This window comes from Intrasporangium chromatireducens Q5-1 (assembly GCF_000576575.1).
Taxonomy (GTDB): Bacteria; Actinomycetota; Actinomycetes; order Actinomycetales; family Dermatophilaceae; genus Intrasporangium_A; species Intrasporangium_A chromatireducens.
In genome coordinates, this window is sequence record NZ_AWQS01000047.1 from 1 (window position 1) to 23,943 (window position 23,943).

The following is a 23,943-nucleotide window of genomic DNA, read 5'->3' on the forward strand; positions in this document are numbered from 1 at the left end:
CGGGGCCCGCGCGAGCACCGGCCCAGCCACGCGCCGCGCGGCCACCGGCGTCGTGAGCGCGAGCAGCCGCTCGTCGGGCGCTGGAGCGACGACCGCCGGAGCTGACCGGCACGTCCCGTCGGTGTGGAAGTCTTGGACCGTGAGTTCGAGCTTTCACACCGGCCGGCTGCTCGTGGCCACGCCGTCCGTCGAGGGCGATGTGTTCCGGCGGTCGGTCATCCTCATGCTCCACCACGATGACTCAGGCGCCCAGGGCGTCGTGCTCAACAAGCCGCTCGAGGCTCGTGTCGACTCCGTGCTGCCGGGTTGGCAGCGCGTGGTCACGGCTCCGCCCGTCCTCTTCCAGGGCGGACCCGTCTCGACGTCCTCGGCCCTCGGCATCGTGACGGTGCCGGGTGACGAGCCGGAGCCGCTCGGCGTGCAGCGGCTCTTCGGGTCGATCGGGCTGGTCGACCTCGACGTCCCGACCCCGGTTGTGGCCGCGGAGCTGGCGGGGATGCGCATCTTTGCGGGGTACTCCGGCTGGTCGGAGGGCCAGGTCGAGATGGAGATCCGCCGCGGGGACTGGTATGTCGTCGACTCGGAGGTGCGCGACGCGTTCACCCCCGAGCCCGGCCGCCTCTGGCGCGACGTGCTGCGCCGGCAGCGGGACAGCCTCGCCTTTGTCGCGAACTTTCCCGACGATCCTGCGATGAACTGATGCCGATGGCAGCCCACCCCGCTTCCGCCGACTGTCCAGCAGCGCCCCGGGTCGCCTTCGTCGACTCGGGCGTCGGGCTCGTCGCGTATGCCGACGCCCTGCTGGCGCTGCGACCCGACGTGCACCTCGTCCTGTCGATGGATCCGGACCACATGCCCTACGGGCCACGGACGCCTGAGGAGGTCCGCCACCTCATCATCGAGTCGGCGCGGGCGACGTTGCCCTATCGGCCGGACGCGATCGTCGTGGCCTGCAACACCGCGTCCGTCCACGGCCTGGCCGCGCTGCGGGCTGAGCTGGAACCGGCCGTCCCGGTCATCGGCACGGTCCCGGCCATCCGTCCGGCTGCGCTGACCGGAGGGCCGGTCGCCGTGTGGGCGACGCTGGCCACGACCGGGAGCGACTACCTGCGTGGTCTGGTCGACGCGTTCGCCGCCGACATCGAGACCCACGCCGTCGCGGCCCTCGGGCTCGCGGAGGCGATCGAGGCCGCGGACGCGGAGACGGTGCGCGACTGCATCGGTGCCGCAGCCCAGGCGACACCACCGGTGCGGGCGCTGGTGCTCGGCTGCACACACTATGGGCTGGTCGCGGACCGAATCGCCGATGCCGTGGGCAACGTGACGATCTTCGACTCGCCGGTGGCCGTCGCGCGCCAGACCCTGCGTCGGCTCGCTCTCGAGCCCGACCCAGCGGCCTCGGGAGGTGGGGTCGAGGCAGTGCTGCTCAGCGGTCGCCCCGGCGAGTTGCCGGAGACGATGCTGGCGTATCCCGCCGGCCGCCGTCTCGCTGCCGCTCGCCCGGGGCCGACCATCGGCCAGGACACCTCCGGCGTGGAGCGGTCCCTCTCGGTCGGCCGTGCGGGCGACGGGGCGGCCGGTCGGGGCGTCTAGACTCGAGCAATGACCGAGACGCCCCTTGGCATGCCGCCGGACCCCTTTGAGCCACAGCCGGCACCGCACCGCGCCGGGACCGCGACGATCGAGCGCGAAGAGGTCCGCGAGGAGCTGCAGGAGCCCGGCGACCACGAGCGCTTCTCGCACTACGTGCGCAAGGAGAAGATCCTCGAGAGCGCTCTGACCGGTGAGCCGGTCGTGGCACTGTGCGGCAAGATCTGGGTCCCGAACCGCGACCCGCAGAAGTTCCCTGTCTGCCCGGTCTGCAAGGAGATCTACGACGGCCTGCGCGAGCCGCAGGACGGCGGGGACGGCCAGTCCTGAGGACCCGAGCGAGGAACGAGCGAGGCCCGGAGGGGCTGAGTTGTCGCCGCCAAGAGGCTCCGCGGGGACGACCAGTCCTGAGGACCCGAGCGAGGAACGAGCGAGGCCCGGAGGGGCTGAGTCGTCCGCGCCAGAGGGCTCCGCGGCGACGAGCCCTGAGGGAGTTTCCTTACCGACTTTTTAACGTTTCGGGGGAGTCGCCGACATCGCTTCGTCCCTAGAGTCCGAGGGTCACCACTCGGGTCACCGAAAGGACTCTCGGATGAATCGTCGCCGTCTTGCCCTGGCCGCACCGCTTGCGCTGGCCACCGCGGGCCTCACCCTTCCGGCCACGGCCGCACCACTCGAAGCCGTTGCCGACGCGCCGGCACCCCACTGCACCGACCAGGCGGTTGCGGGCCGGGGAGCGGCCGGGCAGGCCAAGGACACCAACACCCTCACCGCTGCCGCTGCCGCTGCCCGCGAGACCGCCCTGACGAAGGCGCTCGCCGCCAAGGGCCTGGCCCGGGACTCCGCAGGGACGCTCGTCCGGTCCGGCCAGAAGGGGAAGCCCGGCGGCGGTGGCGCGTTCACCCCGGCGACGGTCAAGGTCTACGTTCACGTCATCACGAGCAGCGCCGGCGCCGGCGGCGTGACCGACACGCAGATCGGCAACCAGCTCAAGGTGCTCAACTCCGCCTACACCGGCACGGGCCTCAGCTTCACGCTCGCCGGGAAGGACGTCACCGCCAACGACGCCTGGTACAACGTCAGCAGCGGTTCCTCCGCAGAGCGCCAGATGAAACAGACGCTCCACCAGGGCGGCAAGGCCGACCTCAACCTCTACACCGCCAACCTCGGTGGTGGCCTGCTCGGCTGGGCCACCTTCCCGAGCAAGACGATGGACTACATGGATGGCGTCGTCGTCCTCAACGAGTCCCTCCCGGGCGGCTCGGCGACGGGCTACAACGAGGGCGACACCGCCACCCACGAGGCCGGCCACTGGGTCGGGCTCTACCACACCTTCCAGGGCGGCTGCCAGGGCAAGGGCGACTACGTCGACGACACGCCGGCCGAGGCGAGCCCGGCGTACGACTGCACGGCCGGGCGGGACACCTGCCGAGGCGGCGGGCTCGACCCGATCCACAACTACATGGACTACGGCTACGACTCCTGCATGACGGAGTTCACGGCCGGTCAGGTGGCCCGGCTGCAGGCTGAGTGGGTCGCCTACCGCGCCTGACCAAGGGGTATGCCGCTCACCCAGCCCTGCGCGCAGGGTGCCCTCCGCGCGGGGCGGGCTGAGCGGCATACGACATCTCTCATAGCACGCAGCGGGGGCCCCGTCCGGCAGGGCGGGGCCCCGGCATGTCACCGCTCGCAAGGTATTACCGTGGGGGGCCTATGAGTTCAGGGGCCGCCTTCCATCTGCCACCCGCCTTCCCGGAGCGGGCCGCGTGGGGTACCGCCAGCAAGCTGCGCGCCTGGCAGCAGGAGGCCCTCGACCGCTACCTGGCCGCGGACCCGCGTGATTTCCTCGCCGTGGCGACGCCCGGTGCGGGCAAGACGACGTATGCGCTGCGCGTCGCGACCGAGCTGCTCTCGCGCGGAGTCGTCCAGCGGGTCACCGTCGTCGCACCGACCGAGCACCTCAAGACGCAGTGGGCCGACGCAGCCGCCCGGGTCGGCATCAGCCTCGACCCGAAGTTCAGCAACTCGATCGGCCGGCACAGCGAGGACTACCACGGGGTGGCGGTCACCTACGCCCAGGTCGCCTCGCGGCCCAGCCTGCACCGGGAGCTGACCACGACTCGGCCCACCCTCGTCATCCTCGACGAGATCCACCACGGTGGCGACAGCAAGAGCTGGGGAGACGGCATCCGCGAGGCGTTCGACTCGGCGACCCGGCGCCTCGCCCTGACGGGGACGCCGTTCCGGTCCGACAGCTCACCCATCCCCTTCGTGACCTACGAGATGGATGCCGAGGGCACGCTCGTCAGCTCGAGCGACTACACGTATGGCTACGCCGAGGCCCTCCGTGACGGCGTCGTTCGGCCGGTCCTCTTCATGGCCTACGGCGGCACGATGCGGTGGCGCACCAAGATGGGCGACGAGATCTCCGCCAGCCTCGGCGAGCCGATGACGAAGGACGCGATCGCGCAAGCGTGGCGCACCGCCCTCGACCCGAAGGGGGAGTGGATCGCGTCGGTCCTCGCTGCCGCGGACAAGCGCCTGACCGAGGTGCGCCGCGGCGTCGAGGACGCCGGCGGGCTCGTCATCGCCTCGAACCAGACGCAGGCCCGGTCGTATGCCGCTCAGCTGCGCGCGCTGACGGGCGAGGCTCCCACTGTGGTCCTGTCCGACGACGCCGGCGCGTCCCAGCGCATCGAGGAGTTCAGCACCTCGACGAGCCGGTGGATGGTCGCCGTCCGGATGGTCTCCGAGGGGGTCGACGTGCCGCGCCTCGCGGTGGGCGTCTACGCGACCTCGACCTCGACGCCGCTGTTCTTCGCCCAGGCGGTCGGACGGTTCGTCCGGGCCCGGCGCCGGGGCGAGACGGCCTCGGTCTTCCTGCCCTCCGTGCCGGTGATCCTCGACCACGCCGCCCGGCTCGAGGAGCAGCGTGACCACGCCCTGAACCGCACGCCCGACCCCGACGACGTCGCAGCGATGTGGGCCGAGGAGCAGTCCCTCATCGACGAGGCGAACCGGGAGGCGAAAGCCGTTGGGCTCGAGGACGGCGCGTTCGAGGCGCTCGAGTCCGAGGCGCACTTCGACCACGTCCTGTTCGACAAGCAGCAGTGGGGGATGCACGCCGACGTCGGCTCGGAGGACGAGCAGGAGTACCTCGGCCTGCCGGGCCTGCTCGAGCCCGACCAGGTCGCCTCGCTCCTCCGCGAGCGGCAGAGCAAGCAGTCGAGGCGGGCACCGAAGGACGCCGCCCCGGCGCCGTTGGCGACGCACCGCGCGCTGGCCGCGCAGCGCAAGGAGCTGAACAAGCTCGTGTCGGCCTATGCCCGGCAGAAGGGCTACCCCCACGCGAACGTCCACCTGGACCTGCGGCGCGCCTGTGGCGGCCCCGACCTCGCCGCCGCGAGCTCGGAGCAGGTGGCGGCCCGGATCGAGAAGATCCGCAACTGGCTCGTCGGCCGGCGCTGACGCCGTCGCGTATCAGGAGCGCGGACACCGGCTCTGAGCCGGTATGCCTCGCACCCCCTCCGCGTCCGCGGCACTCGACCGGCTGACGGCAGCGGTTCGCTCGCTGCCCCTGACCATCACGGCCGTCGCGACGGTCACGGCGATCGGCCTCGTCACCGGCGCCCTGACCTCCTCCATCACGGCGGACCGGCTCAGCGACACCCTCGGCTACGGCCTGCCCGCCTTCGAGGACGGGCGGTGGTGGACGCTGCTCTCGGGCGCGCTGCTCGCCGTCAGCCCCTGGGGTTACCTGCCCGTCCTCGTCGCGCTCGCCGTCCTCGGCGCGATCGCCGAACGCCGCCTCGGCACCCGCCCGACCCTGGTCGCGATGGTAATCTGCCACGTCGGCGGTGTCGTCGGGGCCGCCGCCTTCATCGCCCTGGCCGATGCGGTCGGCTGGGAGCGGTTCGCCCGCCTGGCCGACCTCACCGACGCCGGTCCCTCGGCCGGCTTCGTCGGGGCCGTCACAGTCGCGACGGCCGCCTTCACCCCGCGCTGGCGCTTCCGATGGCGGCTGGGCCTGCTCGGCTACGTGGCGGCCTCGGTCGTCCTGCTGAGCGGCATCGCGGACGTCGAGCACGCGCTCGCCGTGCTCATCGGGCTCGGACTCGGTCCGGTCCTGCGGCGTCACCACCCGGGGCCGACTCAGTGGCTCTCCTCCGGGCGGCCGGACCCGGGCCGGCGGCCCGACGAGTGGGACGAGCGGGCCGCCGCCACGACCCTGCTGCGCCAGCACGGCTCCACGAGCCGGCTCGGCTGGATGACGACGTGGCGCGGCAACGAATGGTTCCGCCCCGCGCACCTGCCGGGCTACGTCGCCCACCGCAGACACGCAGGGGTGGCCCTGGCCCTCGGAGACCCCGTGGGGCGCTCGCCCCAGGAGCGGGCACAGCTGCTCGACGCGTATGCCGCAGACTGCACTCGTCGGGGCCTCGTGCCGTGCGTCTTCGCCGCCGGTGAGGAGACCCGGCTGGCGGCACGGCGTCTGGGGTGGAAGGCGATCCGCATCGCGGACGAGGCCGTCATCGAGCTCGACAGGCTCTGCTTCCGCGGCAAGGCGTGGCAGGACGTGCGGACCGCCCTCAACCACGCGGGACGCGATGGCATCACCTTCCGCCTGTGCCGGCTGGGCGACGAGCCGGGCGAGGTGCGCTCGCAGGTCGAGGCGATCTCGAGAGCATGGGTCGCCGGCAAGGCCTTGCCGGAGCTGGGGTTCACCCTTGGCGGGCTGGAGGAGGCGCTCGACCCCAGTGTGCGCGTCGGCATCGCCATCGACCGGTCAGGGCGGGTGCACGGCTTCACCTCGTGGTTGCCCGTCCACCGCGCGGGCGACGGTGAGCTGACCGGGTGGACCCTCGACGTCATGCGGCGTGGACCGCAGGCGTTCCGCGGAGTCATGGAGTTCCTCGTCGCGAGCGCCTGCCTCGCCTTCCGGGCCGAAGGTGCGCAGACCGTCTCGCTGTCGGCCTCGCCCCTCGCGCACTGCGGTGGCGGCGCCTGCGGTCGGCTCGACGCCTGGCTGGACCGGCTCGGCTCCGCCCTCGAGCCGTGCTACGGCTTCCGCTCCCTGCACGCCTTCAAGTCGAAATTCCAGCCCCGCTACGAGCCGCTTCACCTGCTCTATCCCTCGGCCCTCGCGCTGCCGCGCATCGGGGCGGCGCTCACCGCCGCCTACCTACCGGGTGTCGGGCTGGGGGAGTTGACCCGACTTGCCCGGAATGGTCACGCTGAGGCGAAACTCGTTGAGCGGCATACCTCTTCGTTGGCAGCGGCTTAAGGAATCGGTCAGCTCCTAGTCCCCACAGGGGAACGGCGAGCCGCTAGCGTCGGGCGGACCGGCCACGACCGTGGCCTGAGAGCGAAGGACCCTCCATGACCAATGCGATCCTCGGGTCGAGCACGACCCGCCGCCAACTCCTCACCATGGCCGCCGTGGGCGGCGCCGGTCTGTTCACCGTGACGGGTGCCCCGGGCGCGCGGGCCGCCGGCAAGGGCGGAGGCACGAACGGCAAGACCGTCCGGCTGACCGTCCTCGGCACCACGGACCTGCACGGCCACGTCTACAACTAGGACTACTTCAAGGACGCCACCTACACCGACAGCAAGCAGAACGAGGTGGGGATCGCGAAGGCGGCGACGCTCATCAAGGCCGTCCGCGACGAGCGCGGGGCCGACACCTGCATCACCCTCGACGCCGGCGACACGATCCAGGGCACCCCGCTCGCGTACTACTACGCGAAGATCGAGCCGATCACGCAAGGCTCGAAGCACCCGATGGCCCAGGCGATGAACCTCGTCGGTTATGACGCCGCGGCGCTCGGCAACCACGAGTTCAACTACGGCCTCGACACCCTGCGCACCTGGGAGAGCCAGCTGAACTTCCCGCTTCTGTCGGCGAACTCGGTCGACTGGACGACGGGGAAGCCGGTCTTCAAGCCCTACATCATCAAGACGATCAAGCTGCCCGGGGAGAAGGCGATCAAGGTCGGCGTCCTCGGACTCGTCACGCCGGGCGTCGCGATCTGGGACAAGGCGAACGTCGAGGGCAAGGTCACGTTCCCCGGCATCGTCGAGCAGGCCAAGGTCTTCGTGCCGCGGCTCAAGGCCGCCGGAGCCGACCTCGTCGTCGTGTCGGTCCACTCCGGCATGGACGCGTCCTCCTCCTACGGCGACGCGCTGCCCTACCCGGAAAACGCCGCGAGCCTGCTCGCCGAGCAGGTCCCCGACATCGACGCGATCCTCGTCGGCCACGCCCATCAGGAGATCCCGGAGCGGTTCGTCACGAACGCGAAGACCGGCAAACAGGTCCTCCTCTCCGAGCCGTACTACTGGGGCATGCGGGTGACGGTGATGGACCTGGACGTGCAGAAGATCCGCGGTCAGTGGCAGGTTGTCACGTCCCACGCCACCCTGCTCAACTCGAACACCGCTCCAGAGGACGACCAGATCGCGGCGGTCGTCCGCGGCGCCCACGAAAAGGTCCGTGGCTACGTCAACAGCGTGATCGGGACGTCGCTCGCGGAGATGCCGGCGGCCACCTCGTGCTGGGAGGACACCGCGGCCATCGACTTCATCAACCACGTCCAGGCCGACGCCGTCCGACAGGCCCTCGTGGGCACTGCCGACGAAGGCAAGCCGGTCCTGTCGATCGCGGCGCCCTTCAACCGTGAGGCCGCCATCCCGGCCGGGGAGATGTCCGTCAAGGACGTCGCCGGGCTCTACATCTACGACAACACCCTGCTCGGCGTCGTCCTGACGGGGACCCAGATCAAGGACTACCTGGAGTGGAGCGCCCGATACTTCAAGCAGGTCGGCTCCACGCCCGTGACGGCCGCGGACCTCACCAAAGCCGTGACCCCGACCGCGCCCACTGGGACACCGGACTACAACTACGACATCATGGGCGGCCTCAAGGACGAGCTGTCCTACGACATCGACGTGGCCCAGCCGGCCGGCTCACGGATCACGAACCTGCGGTACAAGGGGTCGGACATCGACCTCGCGGGCGAGTTCGTCATCGCGATCAACAACTACCGGCAGGGCGGCGGTGGTGGCTTCCCGCACGTGTCGGACGCGCCGGTCGTCTACAACCGGCAGGTCGAGATCCGGCAGCTGCTCATCGACTACGTCACCGCCAAGGCTGTCATCGACCCGAACGACTTCGCAAGCAAGGACTGGAAGCTCGTGGTGGGCACGACGCCGCTCACCGTCATCCCCTGACGCGGTCGGGGTGCCGCCCAGCCCACGCTAGGGAAAGTGACCCGCGTGGCGGGGCTGGGCGGCATACGGATTGCTCTGCGTGACATGGCAGAGTTGGACCCATGAGCCAACAGCCGTCCGGGTGGTACGACGACCCCACTGACCCCGATCTCCTGAGGTACTGGGACGGGGTGACCTGGACGACGCACACCGCGCCGAAGAAGTCCCCGACGGCCTCGCAGTCGACGATCGGGATGCCGCAGCAGACCCAGCAACCAACAGCGCCGATGCCGACGGGCAGCGGGTGGCAGGACCGTCCGGTGCAAGGCGCGCCGGGCTACGGCCAGGGCGGGCAGTACCCCTACGGGCAGCAGGCGCCGCAGTATCCCTACCAGCAGGCGCCGCAGTTCCCGCAGGCGCCTGGGGCGGCGTGGATGCACGCCGGCCCGACGACGATCGACGGGGTGCCGCTCGCCTCGTGGGGCCGCCGCTTCGGCGCGTGGATCATCGACGGCATCATCATCGCCGTCATCTCCGGGATCCTGATCAACCTGTTCGTCCCGAGCTACGCGCAGATGATCGACGACATCACCAGGGCGATCGAGGGGAACAACCCCGAGGCGATGAACAACATCATCGGCCAGAGCGTCGGCACGGTGTTCCTCGTCGGCCTCCTCTCCTACCTCTTCGCGAGCGTCTATGCGATCGCGTTCTGGGTCACGACGGCGCAGACCGTCGGCAAGATGGCGATGAAGATCAGCGTCCGCCGCATGGACCGACCCGGCCCCCTTGACCTCGGCACCGCTGTCCGGCGGCGGCTGCTCGCCCTGCTCTCGGTCATCCCGGGAGTGAGCGGTCTCTACTCGATCGTGCTGCTGCTCGACGGGCTCTGGCCGCTCTGGGACGAGAAGCGCCAGACGCTCCACGACAAGATCGCGAGCACCCAGGTCGTGATGGGCAAGCAGCCGCGCACCCCTCGCTGACCGAGAAAGCCGACGGAGGCGGCCCGCCGAGGGAAACCGGGCTCACTCCCGGGGGGCATCGGCCGGGGTCAGCGCACGAGGCCGAGCGCGGCGAGCTCGTCGAGTGGCTCGAGGACGCCGCAGCAGGCGTAGGACGTGAAGCTCGACCGCAGCCGGTCGACCTGGCTGGGGTCGCGAGCCCGCCCGCCGCCGTCACCGGCACGAGGAGCGGTCCGATGAACGCGGCATACGGATGGCTGCGCAGCCGCAGGTGCTGGTCGACGGCGACGTCGAGCGGTGCGAGGCCCGGTGGGAAGACCGCGGCGTCGTCGACGAGGTCGGCGAGGAGGGCGGACACGTGCGGCGGTGCAGCGCTGGCCATGACAGGCAGGCTACTCGGCTGCAGCGGTGGTGCGGCTCGGTGCGCTGCCGCTCGACGGCGCAGGACCGGACCGACTCACCCGTGCGGGGCGGCGATCCGCTCAGTCCTGAGCAGCGACGACCGGCGTGCCCTCGAGGTCGACCCCGGCCGCCTCCAGCTCACCGAGAGCTGCCGCTGTCGTCTCCGGCGCAACGCCGGCCGTCAGCCCGAGCAGCACCCGGGTGTCGAAGCCCTCACGCTTGGCGTCCAGCGCCGTCGCGCGGACGCAGTGGTCGGTCGCGATCCCGACGACCTCGACGCGCCGCACCCCGCGCTCGCGCAGCCAGTCCGCCAGCGTGGACTCGGCACGGTCGTCACCGCGTCCCTCGAAACCGCTGTAGGCGGCGGCGTGCTGGCCCTTGCGGAAGACCGCCTCCACGGCTCCGAGGGCCGGAACGAGGTTCGGGTGGAAGGCCGCTCCGGGGCTGTCCGCCACGCAGTGGACCGGCCACGAGGCGACATAGTCGGGTGTCTGCGAGAAGTGGTCACCGGGGTCGATGTGCCAGTCCGCCGTCGCAACCACGTGGTCGTAGTCGCCAGCGTGCGTCCGTACGAGCTCGGCGATCGAGCGGGCGACGTCAGAGCCGCCCGCGACGGCGAGCGAACCGCCCTCGCAGAAGTCGTTCTGGACGTCCACGATGACCAGGGCCGTCGTGCCTCGGTCGGTCGGCTGCGCGCTCACCGGTGCTCCTCGTAGATCGTGGGGATGACGGGCTCGCCGCGGGAGAGCTGGGTGGCCGCGGGCGGCAGCTCGGCGCGGGCGGCGGCGTGTCGGTCCCGGGCGGCAGCCAGGTCCTCGCGGCCGACGATCTCACCGTCGCGGACGAGCTGGGTCATGAGCGGACGGTCGTCGCCGTCGTTGCGAGGCGCCTCGCCGACTCCGACGACCTCGGCCACCGCGACGCCGTGCTCGTTGCGGCGCCGCATGGCCCACTTGCGGCCGGCCACCGACTTCTTGTCCTTGCTCCGCTTGGCGACGCCCTCGAGCTCGCCGGAGCCGTTCTCGCGTGCCACCAGCTTGTAGACCATGGACGCTGTGGGAGCGCCGGAGCCGGTCACGAGGGCCGTCCCGACCCCGTAGCCGCTGACGGGAGCGGCCGCCAGCGCCGCGATGGCGTATTCGTCGAGGTCGGAGGTCACGAGGATCTTCGTGTCGCGGTTGCCCGCAGCGTCGAGCTGGGCGCGCACCTCCTGCGCCTGGCTGAGCAGGTCGCCCGAGTCGAGCCGCACGGCACCGAGCGCGGGCCCGGCCACCTCCATGGCGAGGTCGACGGCCTGACGCACGTCATAGGTGTCGACGAGCAGGGTCGTGCCCTTGCCGAGGGAGGTCACCTGCGCAGTGAACGCCTCCCGCTCGGAGTCGTAGAGCAGGGTGAACGAGTGCGCGGCCGTCCCGGTCGTCGGCACACCGTAGCGGCGACCGGCCTCGAGGTTGCTCGTCGCCCTGAACCCGGCGATGTATGCCGCTCTCGCCGCGGCCACAGCGGCCTCCTCGTGCGTGCGGCGGGCTCCCATCTCGATGCAGGGCCGGTCGCCGGCCGCGGACGTCATGCGTGAGGCCGCGGACGCGATCGCGGTGTCGTGGTTGAGGATCGACAGGGCCAACGTCTCGAGGACGACGCCCTCGGCGAAGCTCGCCTCGACGACGAGGACGGGGGAGCCGGGGAAGTAGCACTCACCCTCGGCGTAACCGCTGATGTGGCCGCTGAAGCGGTAGCCGGCGAGGAAGTCGATGGTCGTGTCGTCGACGACCTCGTGGTCCCTGAGGAAACGCAGCTCGTCGTCGCCGAACCGGAAGCTCTCCACGGCGTCGAGGAACCGGCCGGTGCCGCCGACGATCCCGTAGCGGCGCCCGTCGGGCAGCCGACGCGAGAAGGCCTCGAAGACGCAGCGGCGGTCGGCCTCACCTGACTCGAGGGCGGCCTGCACCATCGTCAGCTCGTAGTGGTCCGTCAACAGTGCCGTGCTCGGCGGTGAGTACGTGGTCACGCTCCTCACCCTATGGGGGCCGGGCCTAGGGTGGGACGCGTGCCTGCCCCCGCCCGTCCGACGATCGCCGTGTCGATCGCACCTGTCCAGGAGGAGGTCACCGAGAGCGACGCCCTCGTGGCGCCCGACGTGCCGTGGGTGACGATCGTGTGGAACGACCCCGTCAACCTCATGTCCTACGTCACCTGGGTCTTCGAGACCTACTTCGGCTACCCACGGGCCAAGGCCGAGCGGCTCATGCTCGACGTCCACGAGAAGGGCCGCGCCGTCGTCTCGAACGGCCCCCGCGAGGCGATGGAGCGGGACGCGGAGGCGCTGCAGGGCTATGGGCTGTGGGCCACGTTCGAGAAGGACGAGTGATGGCCCGGGCCTTCCTGCGCGACGGCGACCGGATCGTCGCCGTCCTCGACGAGACGGAGCGAGCGGTGCTCTCCGGCCTGATGGAACAGACCCGTCTGCTGCTCGCCCCCGAGGTCGAGCCGACCGGCGATGCCTGGGCCGACCTCGTGGCGTCGATGGGCGGCACCCTCGACGTCGGCCACGACGACCGGCTCCAGGGCCACGACGACGTGCGGGAGCCGGGACGGGACCCCGCGCTCGACCGGCTCCTGCCCGCCGGCCACCGCGGCGACGACGCGGTCGCCTCCGAGTTCCGGCGCCTCACCGAGGAGGGCCTGCGCCAGCGCAAGAGCGGCAACCTCGACGTCGCGCTGAGCCGGCTGGCGGCGGCCGATGACGACCAGGTCGACCTCGACCTGGCGCAGGCGACTGCGTTCGTCATGGCGCTCACGGACGTCCGGCTCCTGCTCGGCGAGCGGCTCGGGATCCGCACGGAGGAGGACGCCGAGTCGCTCTATGCCTCGCTGGCGCAGCTCGACGACGACGACCCGGCGGCCTACGCCGTCGCCTGGTACGACTTCCTCACCTGGTTGCAGGAGACGCTCACGTCGGCGCTGATGGGTGAGCCCGGCTCGACGGTGTGACGGAGTCGACGGCTCGTCGCGGCGTGCCCCGCCGACGTGACCACCTAGTCTCGTGCCCGTGGACGTGACGATCGTCGGGTGCTCCGGCTCGTTCGCCGGACCCGAGTCGCCGGCCTCGAGCTACCTCGTGCGCGCCGAGCACGAGGGCCGGACCTGGGCGATCCTGCTCGACCTCGGCAGCGGCGCGCTCGGTGCGCTCCAGCGGCACGTCCGCCCCGACCAGGTGGATGCCGTCCTGATCAGCCACCTGCACGTCGACCACTTCATCGACCTGTGCGGCCTCTACGTGATGATGAAGTACGTCCCGGGCGGCCCCATGCGAGAGGTCATGCCAGCGTGGGGGCCCGCCGGCACGGGCGACCACCTCGCGCGGGCCTACGGCAACGTCGATGCCGAGGACGTGCTGGGCGTCTTCGAGCTCCACGAGCTGTCCGACGGAATCACCTTCCGGATCGGGCCGTTCACCATCACCTCGGTGCGGGTGCGCCATCCGGTCGAGGCCTACGGCTTCCGCGTCGAGGCGGACGGCCGCACCCTCGTCTACACGGGTGACACCGACGCCTGCGACGCGCTCACCCCGCTCATGGCCGGCGCGGACCTCGTCCTGGCGGACTCCGCCTTCGTCGAGGGCCGGGATGTCGTCGCCGGCATCCACCTGACCGGGCGGCGGGCGGCCGAGGCGGCGGTCCGGGCCGGCGGCGTCCGCCGCCTCATGCTCACCCACATCCCGGCGTGGAACGACCCCGATGAGTGCCGCGCGCAGGCGCAGGAGGTGTGGCCGGGCGAGGTGGAGCTCGCCAGGCCGGACGCGACCTACCGCGTCTGACCGTATGCCGCTGAGCCGCTGTCGCGCGCTGGCTGGCAAGGCGTGGCGGTTAGCCTTGCCGACATGACTGCTGAGCGACACGACGGACGCGCGCCCGACCAGACCCGCGAGGTCCGCATCACGCGGAACTGGCTCGACCACGCCGAGGGGAGCGTTCTCGTCGAGTTCGGTCGCACCCGGGTGCTGTGCGCCGCGTCGTTCACCGAGGGGGTGCCGCGGTGGCTCAAGGGCAAGGGCACCGGCTGGGTCACCGCCGAGTACGCGATGCTGCCACGCGCGACGAACACCCGCTCCGACCGCGAGAGCGTCAAGGGGCGCATCGGCGGTCGCACCCACGAGATCTCGCGCCTCATCGGTCGCAGCCTGCGCGCCGTGATCGACACGAAGGCGCTGGGGGAGAACACCGTCGTCCTCGACTGCGATGTGCTCCAGGCCGACGGCGGCACGCGGACCGCCGCCATCACCGGCGCCTGGGTCGCGCTGGCCGACGCCGTCGAGTACGCCCGGGCACACGGGATGATCGCCAAGAAGGCCCAGCCGCTGACCGGGTCCGTCGCCGCCGTGTCCGTCGGCATCGTCGGGGGTCGTCCCGTCCTCGACCTCGACTATCCCGAGGACTCGACGGCGGAGACCGACATGAACGTCGTCATGACCGGCGACGGCCGGTTCGTCGAGGTCCAGGGAACCGCCGAGGGTGAGCCGTTCGACCGCGAGCTGCTCGGGCAGCTGCTCGACCTCGCGACGCGGGGCTGTGCGGACCTCACGGCCAAGCAGCAGGCCGCCCTCGCGGGAGCAGCCGGCGAGCCCGAGGGGCCGGGCGACGGCGCGGAGGCCGTCGCTGGGACCGAGCAGGACGAGCCGGTCGAGGTCACCCGGTGAACACCCCGCGCGTACAGCCGAGCCCCGGGGGACTGCGCCCGCTCGTGCTGGCCACCCGCAACCATCACAAGGTCGAGGAGCTGCGGGAGATCCTGGCCGAGCCGTGTGATGCGCTGGGGGTCGAGATCGTCGGCCTGGACGAGTTCCCGGACGCCCCTGACGTCGTCGAGGACGGCATCACGTTCGAGGAGAACGCCCTGCTCAAGGCGGGCTCCGCCGCGCGCCTGACCGGGCTGCCGGCGCTGGCGGACGACTCCGGCCTCGCCGTCGACATCCTCGGAGGCGCGCCGGGCATCTTCAGCGCGCGGTGGTCGGGTGGCGGGGGCGACCGGGCGAACCTCGAGCTGCTCCTCGCCCAGCTGGGCGACGTCCGCGACGAGAACCGCGCCGGTGCCTTCGTCTGCGCAGCGGCCCTCGTCCTGCCGGACGGGCGGTCGGCCGTCGAGCTCGGGCGGCTCCCGGGCACCGTCGCGAGGCAGGCCCGAGGCACGGGCGGGTTCGGCTACGACCCGATCTTCGTGCCCGATGGCCAGGACCTGGATCCCCCGCGCAGCCTCGCGGAGTACACCGCCGAGGAGAAGAATGGGATCTCGCACCGCTTCCTCGCCTTCCGGGCGCTCGCGCCCCACCTCAAGGAGCTGCTGACGACATGACCGAGGGCGGTCCCGCGGGGCCGACCGTTGCGAGCGATGACAAACGTTCGGCGCTGCTCGCCGCCCTCGACGGCATCGTCGCCGGCACCCTCGCGATCGGGAGCGCCACCCTGCTGGCCGGCATCGTCACCGTGCTCGGTCTCGCCGGTGGCCAGCCCTCGCCCGTGGCGGCCGTGGCGGCCGCCTTCATCGACCGGACGCCGCCGTGGCTCAAGGACTTCGCCATCGCGACCTTCGGGACGCATGACAAGCTGGCCCTGCTCGTCGGCACGCTCGTCGTCCTCGCCGCGGTCTGCGCGGTCGTGGGCCTGCTCAGCCGCTGGCGAGCGACCGTGTCGCTCAGCGTCTTCGTCGTCGTCGGGGCCATCGGCCTGGCCGCCGTCCTGAGCCGCCCCGGAGCCGTCGCCGCGGACGCCGCACCGACAGTGGCGGGCGTCGTCCTGGGGCTGTGGTACCTCGCTCGCGGCACCCAGCCCGCCACGAGCGGCGGCGCGGGCAACCCGAGCCGTCGCCTCGTGCTGGGCGCCGCGATCGGTGCGACAGCGGCATACGTCGGCTGGGCCGTCGGCGGAGGAGCGGCGCGGGCCACCGCGTCACGGCTCGCAGCGGTGCGCACGTTGCGGGTGCGCCGGCGCATGACGGTGCCGGAGGGGGCCGACCTGAAGCTCCCCGGTCTGACGCCCTTCATCGTGCCGAACGACGAGTTCTATCGGATCGACACGGCCTTCGTCGTGCCCCGGCTCGATGCCGACTCGTGGCGGCTGCGCGTCACCGGCATGGTCGAGCGCGAGGTCGAGATCGACTGGAACGCCTTGCAGGACAAGGAGATGACGGAGGCCCTGGTGACGCTCACGTGCGTCTCGAACGAGGTCGGCGGCGACCTCGTCGGCAACGCCACGTGGACCGGCTGGCCGGTCCGTGAGCTGCTCGCCATGGCGGGTCCGAGACCGGGCGCCGACATGGTGCTGCAGACGAGCGCCGACGGCTGGACGTGCGGCACGCCCCTTGGGGCGCTCACCGACGATCGCAACGCGCTCCTCGCGATCCGGATGAACGGCCAGCCCCTGCCGTTCGAGCACGGCTTCCCCGCGCGCATCGTCGTGCCGGGCCTCTACGGCTACGTGTCGGCGTGCAAGTGGGTCACCGAGCTCAAGGTCACCACCTTCGCTGCCGATGAGGGCTACTGGACGCCGCGGGGCTGGTCCGCGAGGGGACCGATCAAGACGGAGTCCCGGATCGACGTGCCCCAGCCGTTCACGGACGTGCCGGCCGGCACGGTGGCTGTCGCCGGGGTGGCCTGGGCCCAGCACCGGGGCGTGGCCAAGGTGGAGGTCCAGGTCGACGACGGCCCGTGGCGCACGGCGCGCCTCGCGGCCGACGCGAGCATCGACTCGTGGCGCCAGTGGGTCCTCGAGTGGGACGCGCCGCGTGGCAGCCACACCCTCCGGGTGCGGGCCACCGACGGCACCGGGCAGGTCCAGACCGGGACGAGCGCGCCGCCGGCGCCGGACGGCGCGAGCGGATGGCACACCATCACGGTGCGGGTGCACTGAGAGGGGCCGCCGTGCACGGTGGGCGGGGCTCGGCAACTACAGTGGTGGCCGCGCGGACGTGGTGGAACTGGCAGACACGCAGGATTTAGGTTCCTGTGCTTCGGCGTGCGGGTTCAAGTCCCGCCGTCCGCACTCGACACCGAGGTCAAACGAAGGAGTGAGAGAGATGAGCGACCGTCTCGAGCCCGGGGACAAGGCGCCCGCCTTCGACCTGCCTGATGACACCGGCAAGACCGTCTCCCTGTCCGACTTCACCGGACGCAAGGTCATCGTCTACTTCTACCCGGCCGCGATGACCCCCGGCTGCACGACCCAGGCCTGCGACTTCAGCGACTCCCTCGAGGCGCTGCGCCGCGACGGCTACGAGGTCGTCGGCATCTCGAAGGACAGCCCCGCCAAGCTCGCGACGTTCCGTGAGCGCGACAACCTGACCATCCCGCTGCTGTCCGACGAGGACCTCTCCGTGCACCGGGCCTACGGCGCCTTCGGCGAGAAGAAGCTCTACGGCAAGACGGTCGAGGGAGTGTTGCGCTCGACCTTCGTCGTCGACGAGCAGGGCGACGTCACCCATGCCCTCTACAACGTCAAGGCGACAGGGCACGTCGCGAAGCTGCGCCGCGACCTCGGCCTGACGGCGTGACCCGGCGGGGCCGATAGAGTCGGCACAGCCGTCGAAAGGAAGCGACATGAGCCAGTCCGCGATGTCCGCCAGCGCCATCGAGCAGGAGATCGACGCGGCCCGCAGCCGCCTCGAGACCACCGTCAACGAGCTCGCCTACCGGGCCCAGCCGAAAGTCATCGTGCAGCGCCAGGTGGAGGACCTCAAGGCCAAGCTGGTCGCGGCGACCCGCACGCCCGAGGGCGGCCTGCGCGTCGAGCGGATCGGCGCCGCCGTGGCGGCGGTCGTCGGCGTGGCCGTCGTCGCCTGCCTCGTGCGTCGGCGCCGTCGCCGCTGACCCGGTGGCAAGGAGATCGTCGGCGGCTGCTCCCGGCCTGCCCATCCGGATGCTGCACGACCGCGTGCTCGTCTCGCTCGAGAGCGAGGGGGAGCGGCGCTCCGGCGGTGGCATCCTCATCCCCGCCACGGCGACCGTCGGCAAGCGGCTGGCCTGGGCCGAGGTCGTGGCCGTCGGACCGAACGTCCGGCAGGTCGACGTGAGTGACCGGGTCCTGTTCGACCCGGAGGAGCGGCTCGAGGTCGAGGTGCAGTCCAAGGAGTACGTGCTGTTGCGAGAGCGCGACATCCACGCCGTGGCCACGTCCGAGGACGAGCAGGGACGGACCGGCCTCTACCTGTGAGGACGGGACCGACCCCAGTCGCGGCGGGCCATCGGCATTCCTGACAGCGTGCCCGCCGTGCCCGACGACCGGATCACCCGGCCCACATGCGAAGAGGCCTCCCGCCGCAGCGGGAGGCCTCCTGTCGAAGTGCGCCGCCAGGGACTCGAACCCCGAACCCAGTGATTAAGAGTCACTTGCTCTGCCAATTGAGCTAGCGGCGCAACGAGGAGAAACGTTAGCAGGGGGCTTCCGACAGCGACAAATCGGCTGTCAGCCGTGCCCGGCACGCCGGCGCCGATGGTCGCGGATGAGCAGTAGGACGCCGCCGAGCATGAGGATGATGAAGCCGACCAACCCGCCGATGTGCTCGCCGTCGGTGACCTGGGTCGCCTGCCCCTGGGGAGTGCGGGTCACCGGTTTGGGGTTGTCGTTCTGGGTCAGCGACGGGTCGACGGGTGGCGGGGTCGGTGAGGCGTCGGCGGCCACTCGCCTCACGGCGGGCTGCCCCGAGGCCTGTGCCGCCACGGCCACCGACAGCAGGGAGAGCGCCATGCTGACGACGACGACGCCGATGATCACGCCGACGACGACGCGCTGGACCCGCTTGTTCCCCGACAGCACCGGGCCATTGTGTCGCACGCACCACCGAGCCGAGGCGGCGCGGCGCGCGACGGCAACCAGAATGTGACCCGCCTCCGAGCGGCAGCGCCGCGCCGTGCCATCGCCGCAGCCGGCCGTGAGATGCCTCCGAAAAGCGCCCGAGCCCCCGACCGCATTCCTGCAGGTCAGGGGCTCGAACGTGTGGGGTGAGTGACGGGACTTGAACCCGCGACCACCTGGACCACAACCAGGTGCTCTACCAGCTGAGCTACACCCACCATGCCTGTCGCGGACGCTCCGGGAGACCGGGCCTCGCGATCCAGCGTCGCCAATCGTACCTGCTCCCGGGGAGTGCTCGTGACCACCCCCGGGCGTCGGGTCAGCCGTGGGTGTCGGGGGCGACGACGTGCTGCTCGGCGAGCGCCTTGGCCGTGGGGGTGTCCGGGCCCGGCTGCGGCACGAAGACGGCGGCGCGGTAGTAGCGCAGCTCCGCGATCGACTCGCGGATGTCGGCGAGCGCGCGGTGGCCGCCGGCCTTCTTCGGGGCGTTGAAGTAGACCCGCGGGTACCAGCGGCGGGACAGTTCCTTGATGGAGGAGACATCGATGACGCGGTAGTGCAGGTGCGCCTCGAGCTCGGGCATGTCACGGGCGAGGAAACCCCGATCGGTGCCAACGGTGTTGCCGCCCAACGGTGCCCGGCGGGGCTCCGGCACATAGCTACGGACGTAGTCGAGCACCTCGCGCTGCGCTTCCTCCAGCGTGACGCCCGACGCCAGCTCGTCGATGAGGCCGGAGGTGGTGTGCATCGTGCGGACGAAGTCGTCCATCTGCTCGATCGCCTCGGCCGGGGGCCTGATGACGAGGTCGACGCCGTCACCGAGCTGGTTCAGCTCGAAGTCGGTGACGAGGGCCGCCACCTCGACGAGGGCGTCGGTGCGAAGGTTCAGTCCCGTCATCTCACAGTCGATCCAGACGATGCGGTCCGCGACGGCACGTTGGTTGGTCTCACTCACCGGACCACCATATAGAGGGCGCTGCACTAGCCTGCTCCGCATGACCACAGGGGACCCGACGTCGCAACCCGCTGCCCCGAGCCCGGCGTGGAGCACCGCCCCGAACCCGACCCGCCGGCCGGTGCTGCGCGTGCTCCTCACGGTCGGCATCGTCGCCGTCGCGTTCCTCGTGTGCCTGCTGGCGCTGCTCGGCATCATCGGCAGCACGTTGACGACGCAGGTCGTCCTGCTCGCCGGGCTCTACGCCCTCATCCCGCTCTGCATCGTCGTGCCGACCTACCTGTGGCTGGACCGCTGGGAGGCCGAGCCGGTCCGCCTCCAGGTGCTCGCCTTCCTCTGGGGCGCGGTCGTGGCCGTCGTCGGCGCCTACTTCCTCAACACCCTGAGCCTGCTCGTGCTGGCCCGCGCGGACTGGACCGACCCGTTGGCGACGGGCGCAGTCTACGTCGCACCGGTCGTCGAGGAGACCCTCAAGGGGCTCGGCATCGTGCTGATCTACGTCTTTCGCAAGCGGGAGTTCGACGGGATCATCGACGGCGTCGTCTACGCGGGCCTCATCGGGGCCGGCTTCGCCTTCACCGAGAACATCCTCTACCTGGGGCAGGCCTACACGACCGGGGGCCCCGAGGCGCTGTCGGCCACCTTCGTCGTGCGGGGGCTGATGGGCCCGTTCGGCCACCCTCTCTTCACCGCGTGCATCGGGATCGGGCTCGGCATCGCCGTCGTGTCCCGGCACCGGGGCGTGCGGCTCGGCGCTATCCTCGTCGGCTGGGTCGCGGCGATCCTGCTGCACGGCATCTGGAACCTGTCGGCGCTCGCGGGCAACAACGGGTTCTTCGCGGCCTACGCGACCTTCCAGGCGCCGCTCTTCCTCGCGTTCGTGGGCTTCGTCGTTTGGTTGCGGCACCGGGAGGGACGCCTCATCGGCCGTTACCTCTCGCCTTATGCCGACGCCGGCTGGCTGACCTATGCCGAGGTGACGATGCTGTCGCACCTGCGAGGCCGGAAGGAGGCCCGGCGCTGGGCCCGCGCTCACGGCGGTCTGCTGGCGAAGCGTTCGATGGCCGCGTTCCAGGACAGCGCGACCGACCTGGCGCTGCTGCGCTGGCGGCTCGTGCGCGGCACCGCGGGGGCCGACGCGCAGCAGCGCGAGCTCGACCTGCTCGGCGCCATCACCGAGCACCGCAGGGCTTTCGTCGGCTCGCCCGTGACCTGATGAGCACACCGCCGCCGCGCCCTATGCTGGGGGCGCGCCGACACGCCGGCCCCTGTAGCTCAGCGGATAGAGCAAGAGCCTTCTAATCTCTTGGTCGCAGGTTCGAGTCCTGCCGGGGGCGCCACAACCGCAACTGCGGTATGCCGCTCACCTCCTCCCGCTCGGACGACGCCGTCCCGGGACGTCCGGGTCCGCAACGCCTCGGGTCCCGCGCGACACGCGCGGGGGAGGTTTGGCGGCAGACCGTCGACAGGGAAGGATTGCCACCGTGCAATCAGGTTCAGGGGTACGGGCCGGGTCACTGCTCGAGGCAGTGACCCGCTTGCGTGCTGCCGTCGAGGCGACGCAACTGCCCTTCGACCTGCCGGGGGTGGCCGACGACCGGGTCGCCCGGGCCCGGCTGCTCGACCAGCTCGACGACTACGTCATCCCTCGGCTCACGTCGCTCGACGCGCCGCTGCTCGCCGTCGTCGGCGGGTCGACCGGCGCGGGCAAGTCGACGCTGGTCAACTCCCTCGTCGGGCGCGAGGTGACGCAGCCCGGGGTGCTGCGACCGACGACGCGATCACCCGTCCTGATCCACCACCCGAAGGACGCTCGCTGGTTCGGTGACCAGCGCATCCTGCCCGGCCTCGCCCGCGTGACGGGTGCGACCGGTGACACCACCACGCCCGGTGCCGTCCGCCTCGTGCCGACCGACGCGGTCGCGGTGGGCATGGCCCTGCTCGACGCTCCCGACATCGACAGCGTCGTCGAGTCGAACCGTAACCTGGCCGCGCAGCTGCTGGCCGCGGCCGACCTCTGGCTCTTCGTCACCACGGCGGCGCGCTATGCCGACGCCGTGCCGTGGGAGCTGCTGCGCGAGGCTGCCGAGCGCGGCACGTCCGTGGCGATCGTCCTCGACAGGGTCCCGCCCGAGGCGGTCGACGAGATCCGCACCCACCTGGCGGCGATGCTGCGCGAGCAGGGCCTCGGCCAGGCACCCCTCTTCACGATCGTCGAGAGCCGGCTGACGAAGGGCCTGCTCCCGCCGGAGCAGATCCGGGCGCTCCGAGCCTGGCTCGGCAAGCTCGCCGGCGACGCGCAGGCCCGTGCTGAAGTCGTGCGACGCACCCTCGGCGGCGCCCTGGCGTCGCTCGACACGCGCACGGGCGCGCTCGACGAGGCACTGAGCCGGCAGGACGCGGCAGCCGGCGAGCTGCTGGGAGCAAGCGGAGCGGCATACGACGACGCACTCCGCCACGTGCGTGACGGCATGCGCGACGGCACCCTGCTGCGAGGCGAGGTTCTCGCGCGTTGGCAGGAGTTCGTCGGCACCGGCGAGTTCTTCCGCCAGGTCGAGTCCACGGTGTCCCGCCTGCGCGACCGGTTCACCTCCTTCATCAAGGGCGAGCCCGCGCGGGCCGACAACCTGGGCGAGGCGCTCCAGTCGGGAGTCGAGTCGCTCATCGGCAACCGGGCCGAGCTGGCGGCGACGGCGACGGCGCGGCGATGGCGCACCCTCCCCGGCGGCGACCAGCTGTTGGGCGCCGACCCGAGCCTGATGCGCTCCACGGTCGGCATCGAGAAGGAGATCCAGCGGCTGGTCCGGGACTGGCAGGGCGACATCCTGCAGATGGTCCGCGACGAGGGCCGGGACCGCCGCACCACCGCACGGATCATGGCCTACGGCGTCAACGGGCTCGGCGTCGTGCTCATGCTCGTGACGTTCGCCAGCACCGCCGGGATCACGGGCGCGGAGGTGGGCATCGCCGGGGGCACAGCGGTCGTGGGCCAGAAGCTGCTCGAAGCGGTGTTCGGCGACCAGGCCGTGCGCGAGCTGTCGAAGAAGGCCCGGCAGAAGCTCGAGGACCGCGTGGAGCAGCTGTATGCCGCTGAGCGGGCACGGTACGAAGGAGCAGTGAGCGCGGTGCACGTCGAGCCCGACCAGAGGACCACCTTGCAAGCGGCGGCCACCGCCGTGAAGGCGGCTCGATGAGCCCCGTCCGGCCGGGAACTGCCCAGGTCACCGCCATCAGCACCGACGAACTCCTCTCCCGCACAACAGCCCTCGGGCTCGGCCTGGTCAGCGGGGGTGACGAGCTCGACCGCGACGCAGTCGAGGCGGCGCGTCGGGTCATCGACAAGGTCGAGGAGCGCACGACGATCGCCGGGGACCACACGGTCGTCGCGCTGGCGGGCGCGACGGGCAGCGGAAAGTCCTCGCTGTTCAACGCGATCGTCGGCGCCGACGTGGCCCGGATCGGTGCGCGCCGCCCGACCACGTCGCGCCCCACTGCCGCCGTCTTCGGCACGTCGGACGCCGGGCCACTGCTCGACTGGCTCAAGGTCGACGCCCGTCACGTCGTCACGGACGGGGGCCGCCCGCCGAGGAACAAGGGCGTGGCCGGGTCGCTCGACGGGCTCGTCCTGCTGGACCTGCCCGACTTCGACTCGCGCGAACTGGCCCACCGCAATGAGGCGGAGCGCATCCTCGAGCTCGTCGACGTCTTCGTCTGGGTGACGGACCCGCAGAAGTATGCCGACGCACGGCTGCACGACGACTTCGTCAGGCTCCAGGCCGACCATGAGGCAGTCACGCTCGTCGTCCTCAACCAGACCGACCGGCTCGAACGTGAGGACGTCTCGGCCTGCGTCATCGACCTCAAGCGGCTGCTCAGCGCCGACGGTGTGCCGGGCGCGGGCGTCGTCACGACCTCGGCCCGCACCGGCGCCGGCGTCGACCTGCTCCGCCAGCGGCTCGCCAACGCCGTGGCGGGGCACGCAGCC

Annotated in this window: 25 protein-coding genes and 4 tRNA genes; 23 read left to right on the forward strand and 6 right to left on the reverse strand. The window is 71.4% G+C overall.

Annotated features, from left to right (window positions below):
* Positions 1-139: 139 nt before the first annotated feature.
* From N864_RS08035 to N864_RS08070, 9 genes are all read left to right on the forward strand, one after another.
* Complete coding sequence (locus N864_RS08035) at positions 140-700, forward strand: YqgE/AlgH family protein (RefSeq protein ID WP_034715489.1); 561 nt, start codon at positions 140-142, stop codon at positions 698-700.
* On the forward strand, positions 700-1,593 hold the full coding sequence (locus N864_RS08040) for a glutamate racemase (RefSeq protein ID WP_081793541.1): 894 nt from the start codon (positions 700-702) through the stop codon (positions 1,591-1,593). Before N864_RS08035 ends, N864_RS08040 begins: the two co-directional genes overlap by 1 nt.
* A 30-nt stretch (positions 1,594-1,623) precedes the next feature.
* Entirely contained in the window at positions 1,624-1,920 is a 297-nt protein-coding gene (locus tag N864_RS08045; RefSeq protein WP_155892866.1) for a DUF3039 domain-containing protein, read from the forward strand.
* 262 nt (positions 1,921-2,182) lie between these two features.
* A complete protein-coding gene (locus tag N864_RS08050; protein WP_034715455.1) occupies positions 2,183-3,142 on the forward strand; it encodes a zinc metalloprotease in 960 nt (319 codons plus the stop codon).
* A 161-nt stretch (positions 3,143-3,303) separates the two neighbouring features.
* Entirely contained in the window at positions 3,304-5,058 is a 1,755-nt protein-coding gene (locus N864_RS08055; RefSeq protein ID WP_034715458.1) for a DEAD/DEAH box helicase, read from the forward strand.
* Between the two features lie 43 nt (positions 5,059-5,101).
* A complete protein-coding gene (locus tag N864_RS08060; RefSeq protein ID WP_034715460.1) occupies positions 5,102-6,874 on the forward strand; it encodes a bifunctional lysylphosphatidylglycerol flippase/synthetase MprF in 1,773 nt (590 codons plus the stop codon).
* A 95-nt stretch (positions 6,875-6,969) separates the two neighbouring features.
* On the forward strand, positions 6,970-7,167 hold the full coding sequence (locus N864_RS25980; protein ID WP_240474256.1) for a hypothetical protein: 198 nt from the start codon (positions 6,970-6,972) through the stop codon (positions 7,165-7,167).
* A gap of 45 nt (positions 7,168-7,212) precedes the next feature.
* Entirely contained in the window at positions 7,213-8,817 is a 1,605-nt protein-coding gene (locus N864_RS08065; RefSeq protein WP_240474257.1) for a bifunctional metallophosphatase/5'-nucleotidase, read from the forward strand.
* 101 nt (positions 8,818-8,918) lie between these two features.
* Positions 8,919-9,779 (forward strand): RDD family protein, encoded by an 861-nt coding sequence (locus tag N864_RS08070; RefSeq protein WP_034715463.1) that lies wholly within the window; start codon positions 8,919-8,921, stop codon positions 9,777-9,779.
* Positions 9,780-10,240: 461 nt separating this feature from the next.
* On the opposite strand, the gene N864_RS08075 is transcribed toward N864_RS08070, so the two are convergent.
* Both N864_RS08075 and N864_RS08080 read right to left on the reverse strand, forming a co-directional pair.
* A complete protein-coding gene (locus N864_RS08075; RefSeq protein WP_034715466.1) occupies positions 10,241-10,861 on the reverse strand; it encodes an isochorismatase family protein in 621 nt (206 codons plus the stop codon).
* Positions 10,858-12,177 (reverse strand): nicotinate phosphoribosyltransferase, encoded by a 1,320-nt coding sequence (locus N864_RS08080; protein WP_169735962.1) that lies wholly within the window; start codon positions 12,175-12,177, stop codon positions 10,858-10,860. Before N864_RS08080 ends, N864_RS08075 begins: the two co-directional genes overlap by 4 nt.
* A gap of 3 nt (positions 12,178-12,180) precedes the next feature.
* Between N864_RS08080 and clpS the strand changes: the two genes are divergently transcribed.
* From clpS to N864_RS08130, 10 genes are all read left to right on the forward strand, one after another.
* The gene (clpS, locus tag N864_RS08085) at positions 12,181-12,528 is read left to right on the forward strand and encodes an ATP-dependent Clp protease adapter ClpS (RefSeq protein WP_205620898.1); all 348 of its coding nucleotides are present in this window, start codon (positions 12,181-12,183) and stop codon (positions 12,526-12,528) included.
* Positions 12,528-13,151, forward strand: a complete 624-nt coding sequence (locus N864_RS08090) for a DUF2017 domain-containing protein (protein ID WP_034715471.1) — start codon at positions 12,528-12,530, stop codon at positions 13,149-13,151. Before clpS ends, N864_RS08090 begins: the two co-directional genes overlap by 1 nt.
* A 58-nt stretch (positions 13,152-13,209) precedes the next feature.
* A complete protein-coding gene (locus N864_RS08095) occupies positions 13,210-13,977 on the forward strand; it encodes an MBL fold metallo-hydrolase (RefSeq protein WP_034715473.1) in 768 nt (255 codons plus the stop codon).
* 63 nt (positions 13,978-14,040) lie between these two features.
* Complete coding sequence (rph, locus tag N864_RS08100; protein ID WP_169735963.1) at positions 14,041-14,856, forward strand: ribonuclease PH; 816 nt, start codon at positions 14,041-14,043, stop codon at positions 14,854-14,856.
* Complete coding sequence (gene rdgB, locus N864_RS08105; protein WP_420805211.1) at positions 14,853-15,509, forward strand: RdgB/HAM1 family non-canonical purine NTP pyrophosphatase; 657 nt, start codon at positions 14,853-14,855, stop codon at positions 15,507-15,509. The genes rph and rdgB overlap by 4 nt, the downstream gene beginning before the upstream one ends.
* A complete protein-coding gene (locus N864_RS08110) occupies positions 15,506-17,062 on the forward strand; it encodes a molybdopterin-dependent oxidoreductase (RefSeq protein WP_081793543.1) in 1,557 nt (518 codons plus the stop codon). Before rdgB ends, N864_RS08110 begins: the two co-directional genes overlap by 4 nt.
* Before the next feature lie 52 nt (positions 17,063-17,114).
* Positions 17,115-17,194 (forward strand) — tRNA-Leu (locus N864_RS08115).
* Positions 17,195-17,228: 34 nt separating this feature from the next.
* Positions 17,229-17,702 (forward strand): thioredoxin-dependent thiol peroxidase, encoded by a 474-nt coding sequence (gene bcp, locus N864_RS08120; protein ID WP_034715475.1) that lies wholly within the window; start codon positions 17,229-17,231, stop codon positions 17,700-17,702.
* Between the two features lie 46 nt (positions 17,703-17,748).
* Positions 17,749-18,018, forward strand: a complete 270-nt coding sequence (locus N864_RS08125; protein WP_240474258.1) for a DUF3618 domain-containing protein — start codon at positions 17,749-17,751, stop codon at positions 18,016-18,018.
* A gap of 49 nt (positions 18,019-18,067) precedes the next feature.
* Positions 18,068-18,361 (forward strand): GroES family chaperonin, encoded by a 294-nt coding sequence (locus N864_RS08130; protein ID WP_051518343.1) that lies wholly within the window; start codon positions 18,068-18,070, stop codon positions 18,359-18,361.
* A gap of 130 nt (positions 18,362-18,491) precedes the next feature.
* Here N864_RS08130 and N864_RS08135 read toward each other — a convergent pair.
* The 4 genes from N864_RS08135 to orn all read right to left on the reverse strand — a co-directional run bounded on the left by N864_RS08135 (position 18,492) and on the right by orn (position 19,901).
* Positions 18,492-18,564 (reverse strand) — tRNA-Lys (locus tag N864_RS08135).
* A gap of 49 nt (positions 18,565-18,613) precedes the next feature.
* A complete protein-coding gene (locus N864_RS08140; protein ID WP_034715481.1) occupies positions 18,614-18,964 on the reverse strand; it encodes a hypothetical protein in 351 nt (116 codons plus the stop codon).
* Positions 18,965-19,145: 181 nt separating this feature from the next.
* Positions 19,146-19,221 (reverse strand) — tRNA-His (locus N864_RS08145).
* Positions 19,222-19,322: 101 nt separating this feature from the next.
* Positions 19,323-19,901, reverse strand: coding sequence for an oligoribonuclease (gene orn, locus N864_RS08150; protein WP_034715507.1), 579 nt, complete (start codon positions 19,899-19,901; stop codon positions 19,323-19,325).
* Positions 19,902-19,998: 97 nt separating this feature from the next.
* On the opposite strand from orn, the gene N864_RS08155 reads away from it, so the two are divergent.
* From N864_RS08155 to N864_RS08170, 4 genes are all read left to right on the forward strand, one after another.
* Positions 19,999-21,174: a PrsW family intramembrane metalloprotease gene (locus N864_RS08155; protein ID WP_240474259.1), complete on the forward strand. Its 1,176-nt coding sequence runs from the start codon at positions 19,999-20,001 to the stop codon at positions 21,172-21,174.
* 48 nt (positions 21,175-21,222) lie between these two features.
* A tRNA-Arg gene (locus N864_RS08160) sits at positions 21,223-21,298 on the forward strand.
* A gap of 144 nt (positions 21,299-21,442) precedes the next feature.
* Positions 21,443-23,152, forward strand: a complete 1,710-nt coding sequence (locus N864_RS08165) for a dynamin family protein (protein WP_034715486.1) — start codon at positions 21,443-21,445, stop codon at positions 23,150-23,152.
* The coding region (locus tag N864_RS08170) for a GTPase (protein WP_205620900.1) at positions 23,149-23,943 on the forward strand (795 nt) is incomplete at its 3' end. The genes N864_RS08165 and N864_RS08170, both read left to right, overlap by 4 nt.

What these genes read in the sequence shown, in the direction of transcription:
- N864_RS25980 (WP_240474256.1), top strand. Translation starts at nt 6,970, where the DNA reads ATGACCAATGCGATCCTCGGGTCGAGCACGACCCGCCGCCAACTCCTC.
- N864_RS08055 (WP_034715458.1), top strand. Translation starts at nt 3,304, where the DNA reads ATGAGTTCAGGGGCCGCCTTCCATCTGCCACCCGCCTTCCCGGAGCGG.
- N864_RS08040 (WP_081793541.1), top strand. Translation starts at nt 700, where the DNA reads ATGCCGATGGCAGCCCACCCCGCTTCCGCCGACTGTCCAGCAGCGCCC.
- N864_RS08060 (WP_034715460.1), top strand. Translation starts at nt 5,102, where the DNA reads ATGCCTCGCACCCCCTCCGCGTCCGCGGCACTCGACCGGCTGACGGCA.
- rph (WP_169735963.1), top strand. Translation starts at nt 14,041, where the DNA reads ATGACTGCTGAGCGACACGACGGACGCGCGCCCGACCAGACCCGCGAG.
- N864_RS08045 (WP_155892866.1), top strand. Translation starts at nt 1,624, where the DNA reads ATGCCGCCGGACCCCTTTGAGCCACAGCCGGCACCGCACCGCGCCGGG.
- N864_RS08130 (WP_051518343.1), top strand. Translation starts at nt 18,068, where the DNA reads ATGCTGCACGACCGCGTGCTCGTCTCGCTCGAGAGCGAGGGGGAGCGG.
- N864_RS08155 (WP_240474259.1), top strand. Translation starts at nt 19,999, where the DNA reads ATGACCACAGGGGACCCGACGTCGCAACCCGCTGCCCCGAGCCCGGCG.
- clpS (WP_205620898.1), top strand. Translation starts at nt 12,181, where the DNA reads ATGGGGGCCGGGCCTAGGGTGGGACGCGTGCCTGCCCCCGCCCGTCCG.
- N864_RS08125 (WP_240474258.1), top strand. Translation starts at nt 17,749, where the DNA reads ATGAGCCAGTCCGCGATGTCCGCCAGCGCCATCGAGCAGGAGATCGAC.
- bcp (WP_034715475.1), top strand. Translation starts at nt 17,229, where the DNA reads ATGAGCGACCGTCTCGAGCCCGGGGACAAGGCGCCCGCCTTCGACCTG.
- N864_RS08050 (WP_034715455.1), top strand. Translation starts at nt 2,183, where the DNA reads ATGAATCGTCGCCGTCTTGCCCTGGCCGCACCGCTTGCGCTGGCCACC.
- N864_RS08070 (WP_034715463.1), top strand. Translation starts at nt 8,919, where the DNA reads ATGAGCCAACAGCCGTCCGGGTGGTACGACGACCCCACTGACCCCGAT.
- N864_RS08110 (WP_081793543.1), top strand. Translation starts at nt 15,506, where the DNA reads ATGACCGAGGGCGGTCCCGCGGGGCCGACCGTTGCGAGCGATGACAAA.
- orn (WP_034715507.1), bottom strand. Translation starts at nt 19,901, where the DNA reads ATGACGGGACTGAACCTTCGCACCGACGCCCTCGTCGAGGTGGCGGCC.
- N864_RS08090 (WP_034715471.1), top strand. Translation starts at nt 12,528, where the DNA reads ATGGCCCGGGCCTTCCTGCGCGACGGCGACCGGATCGTCGCCGTCCTC.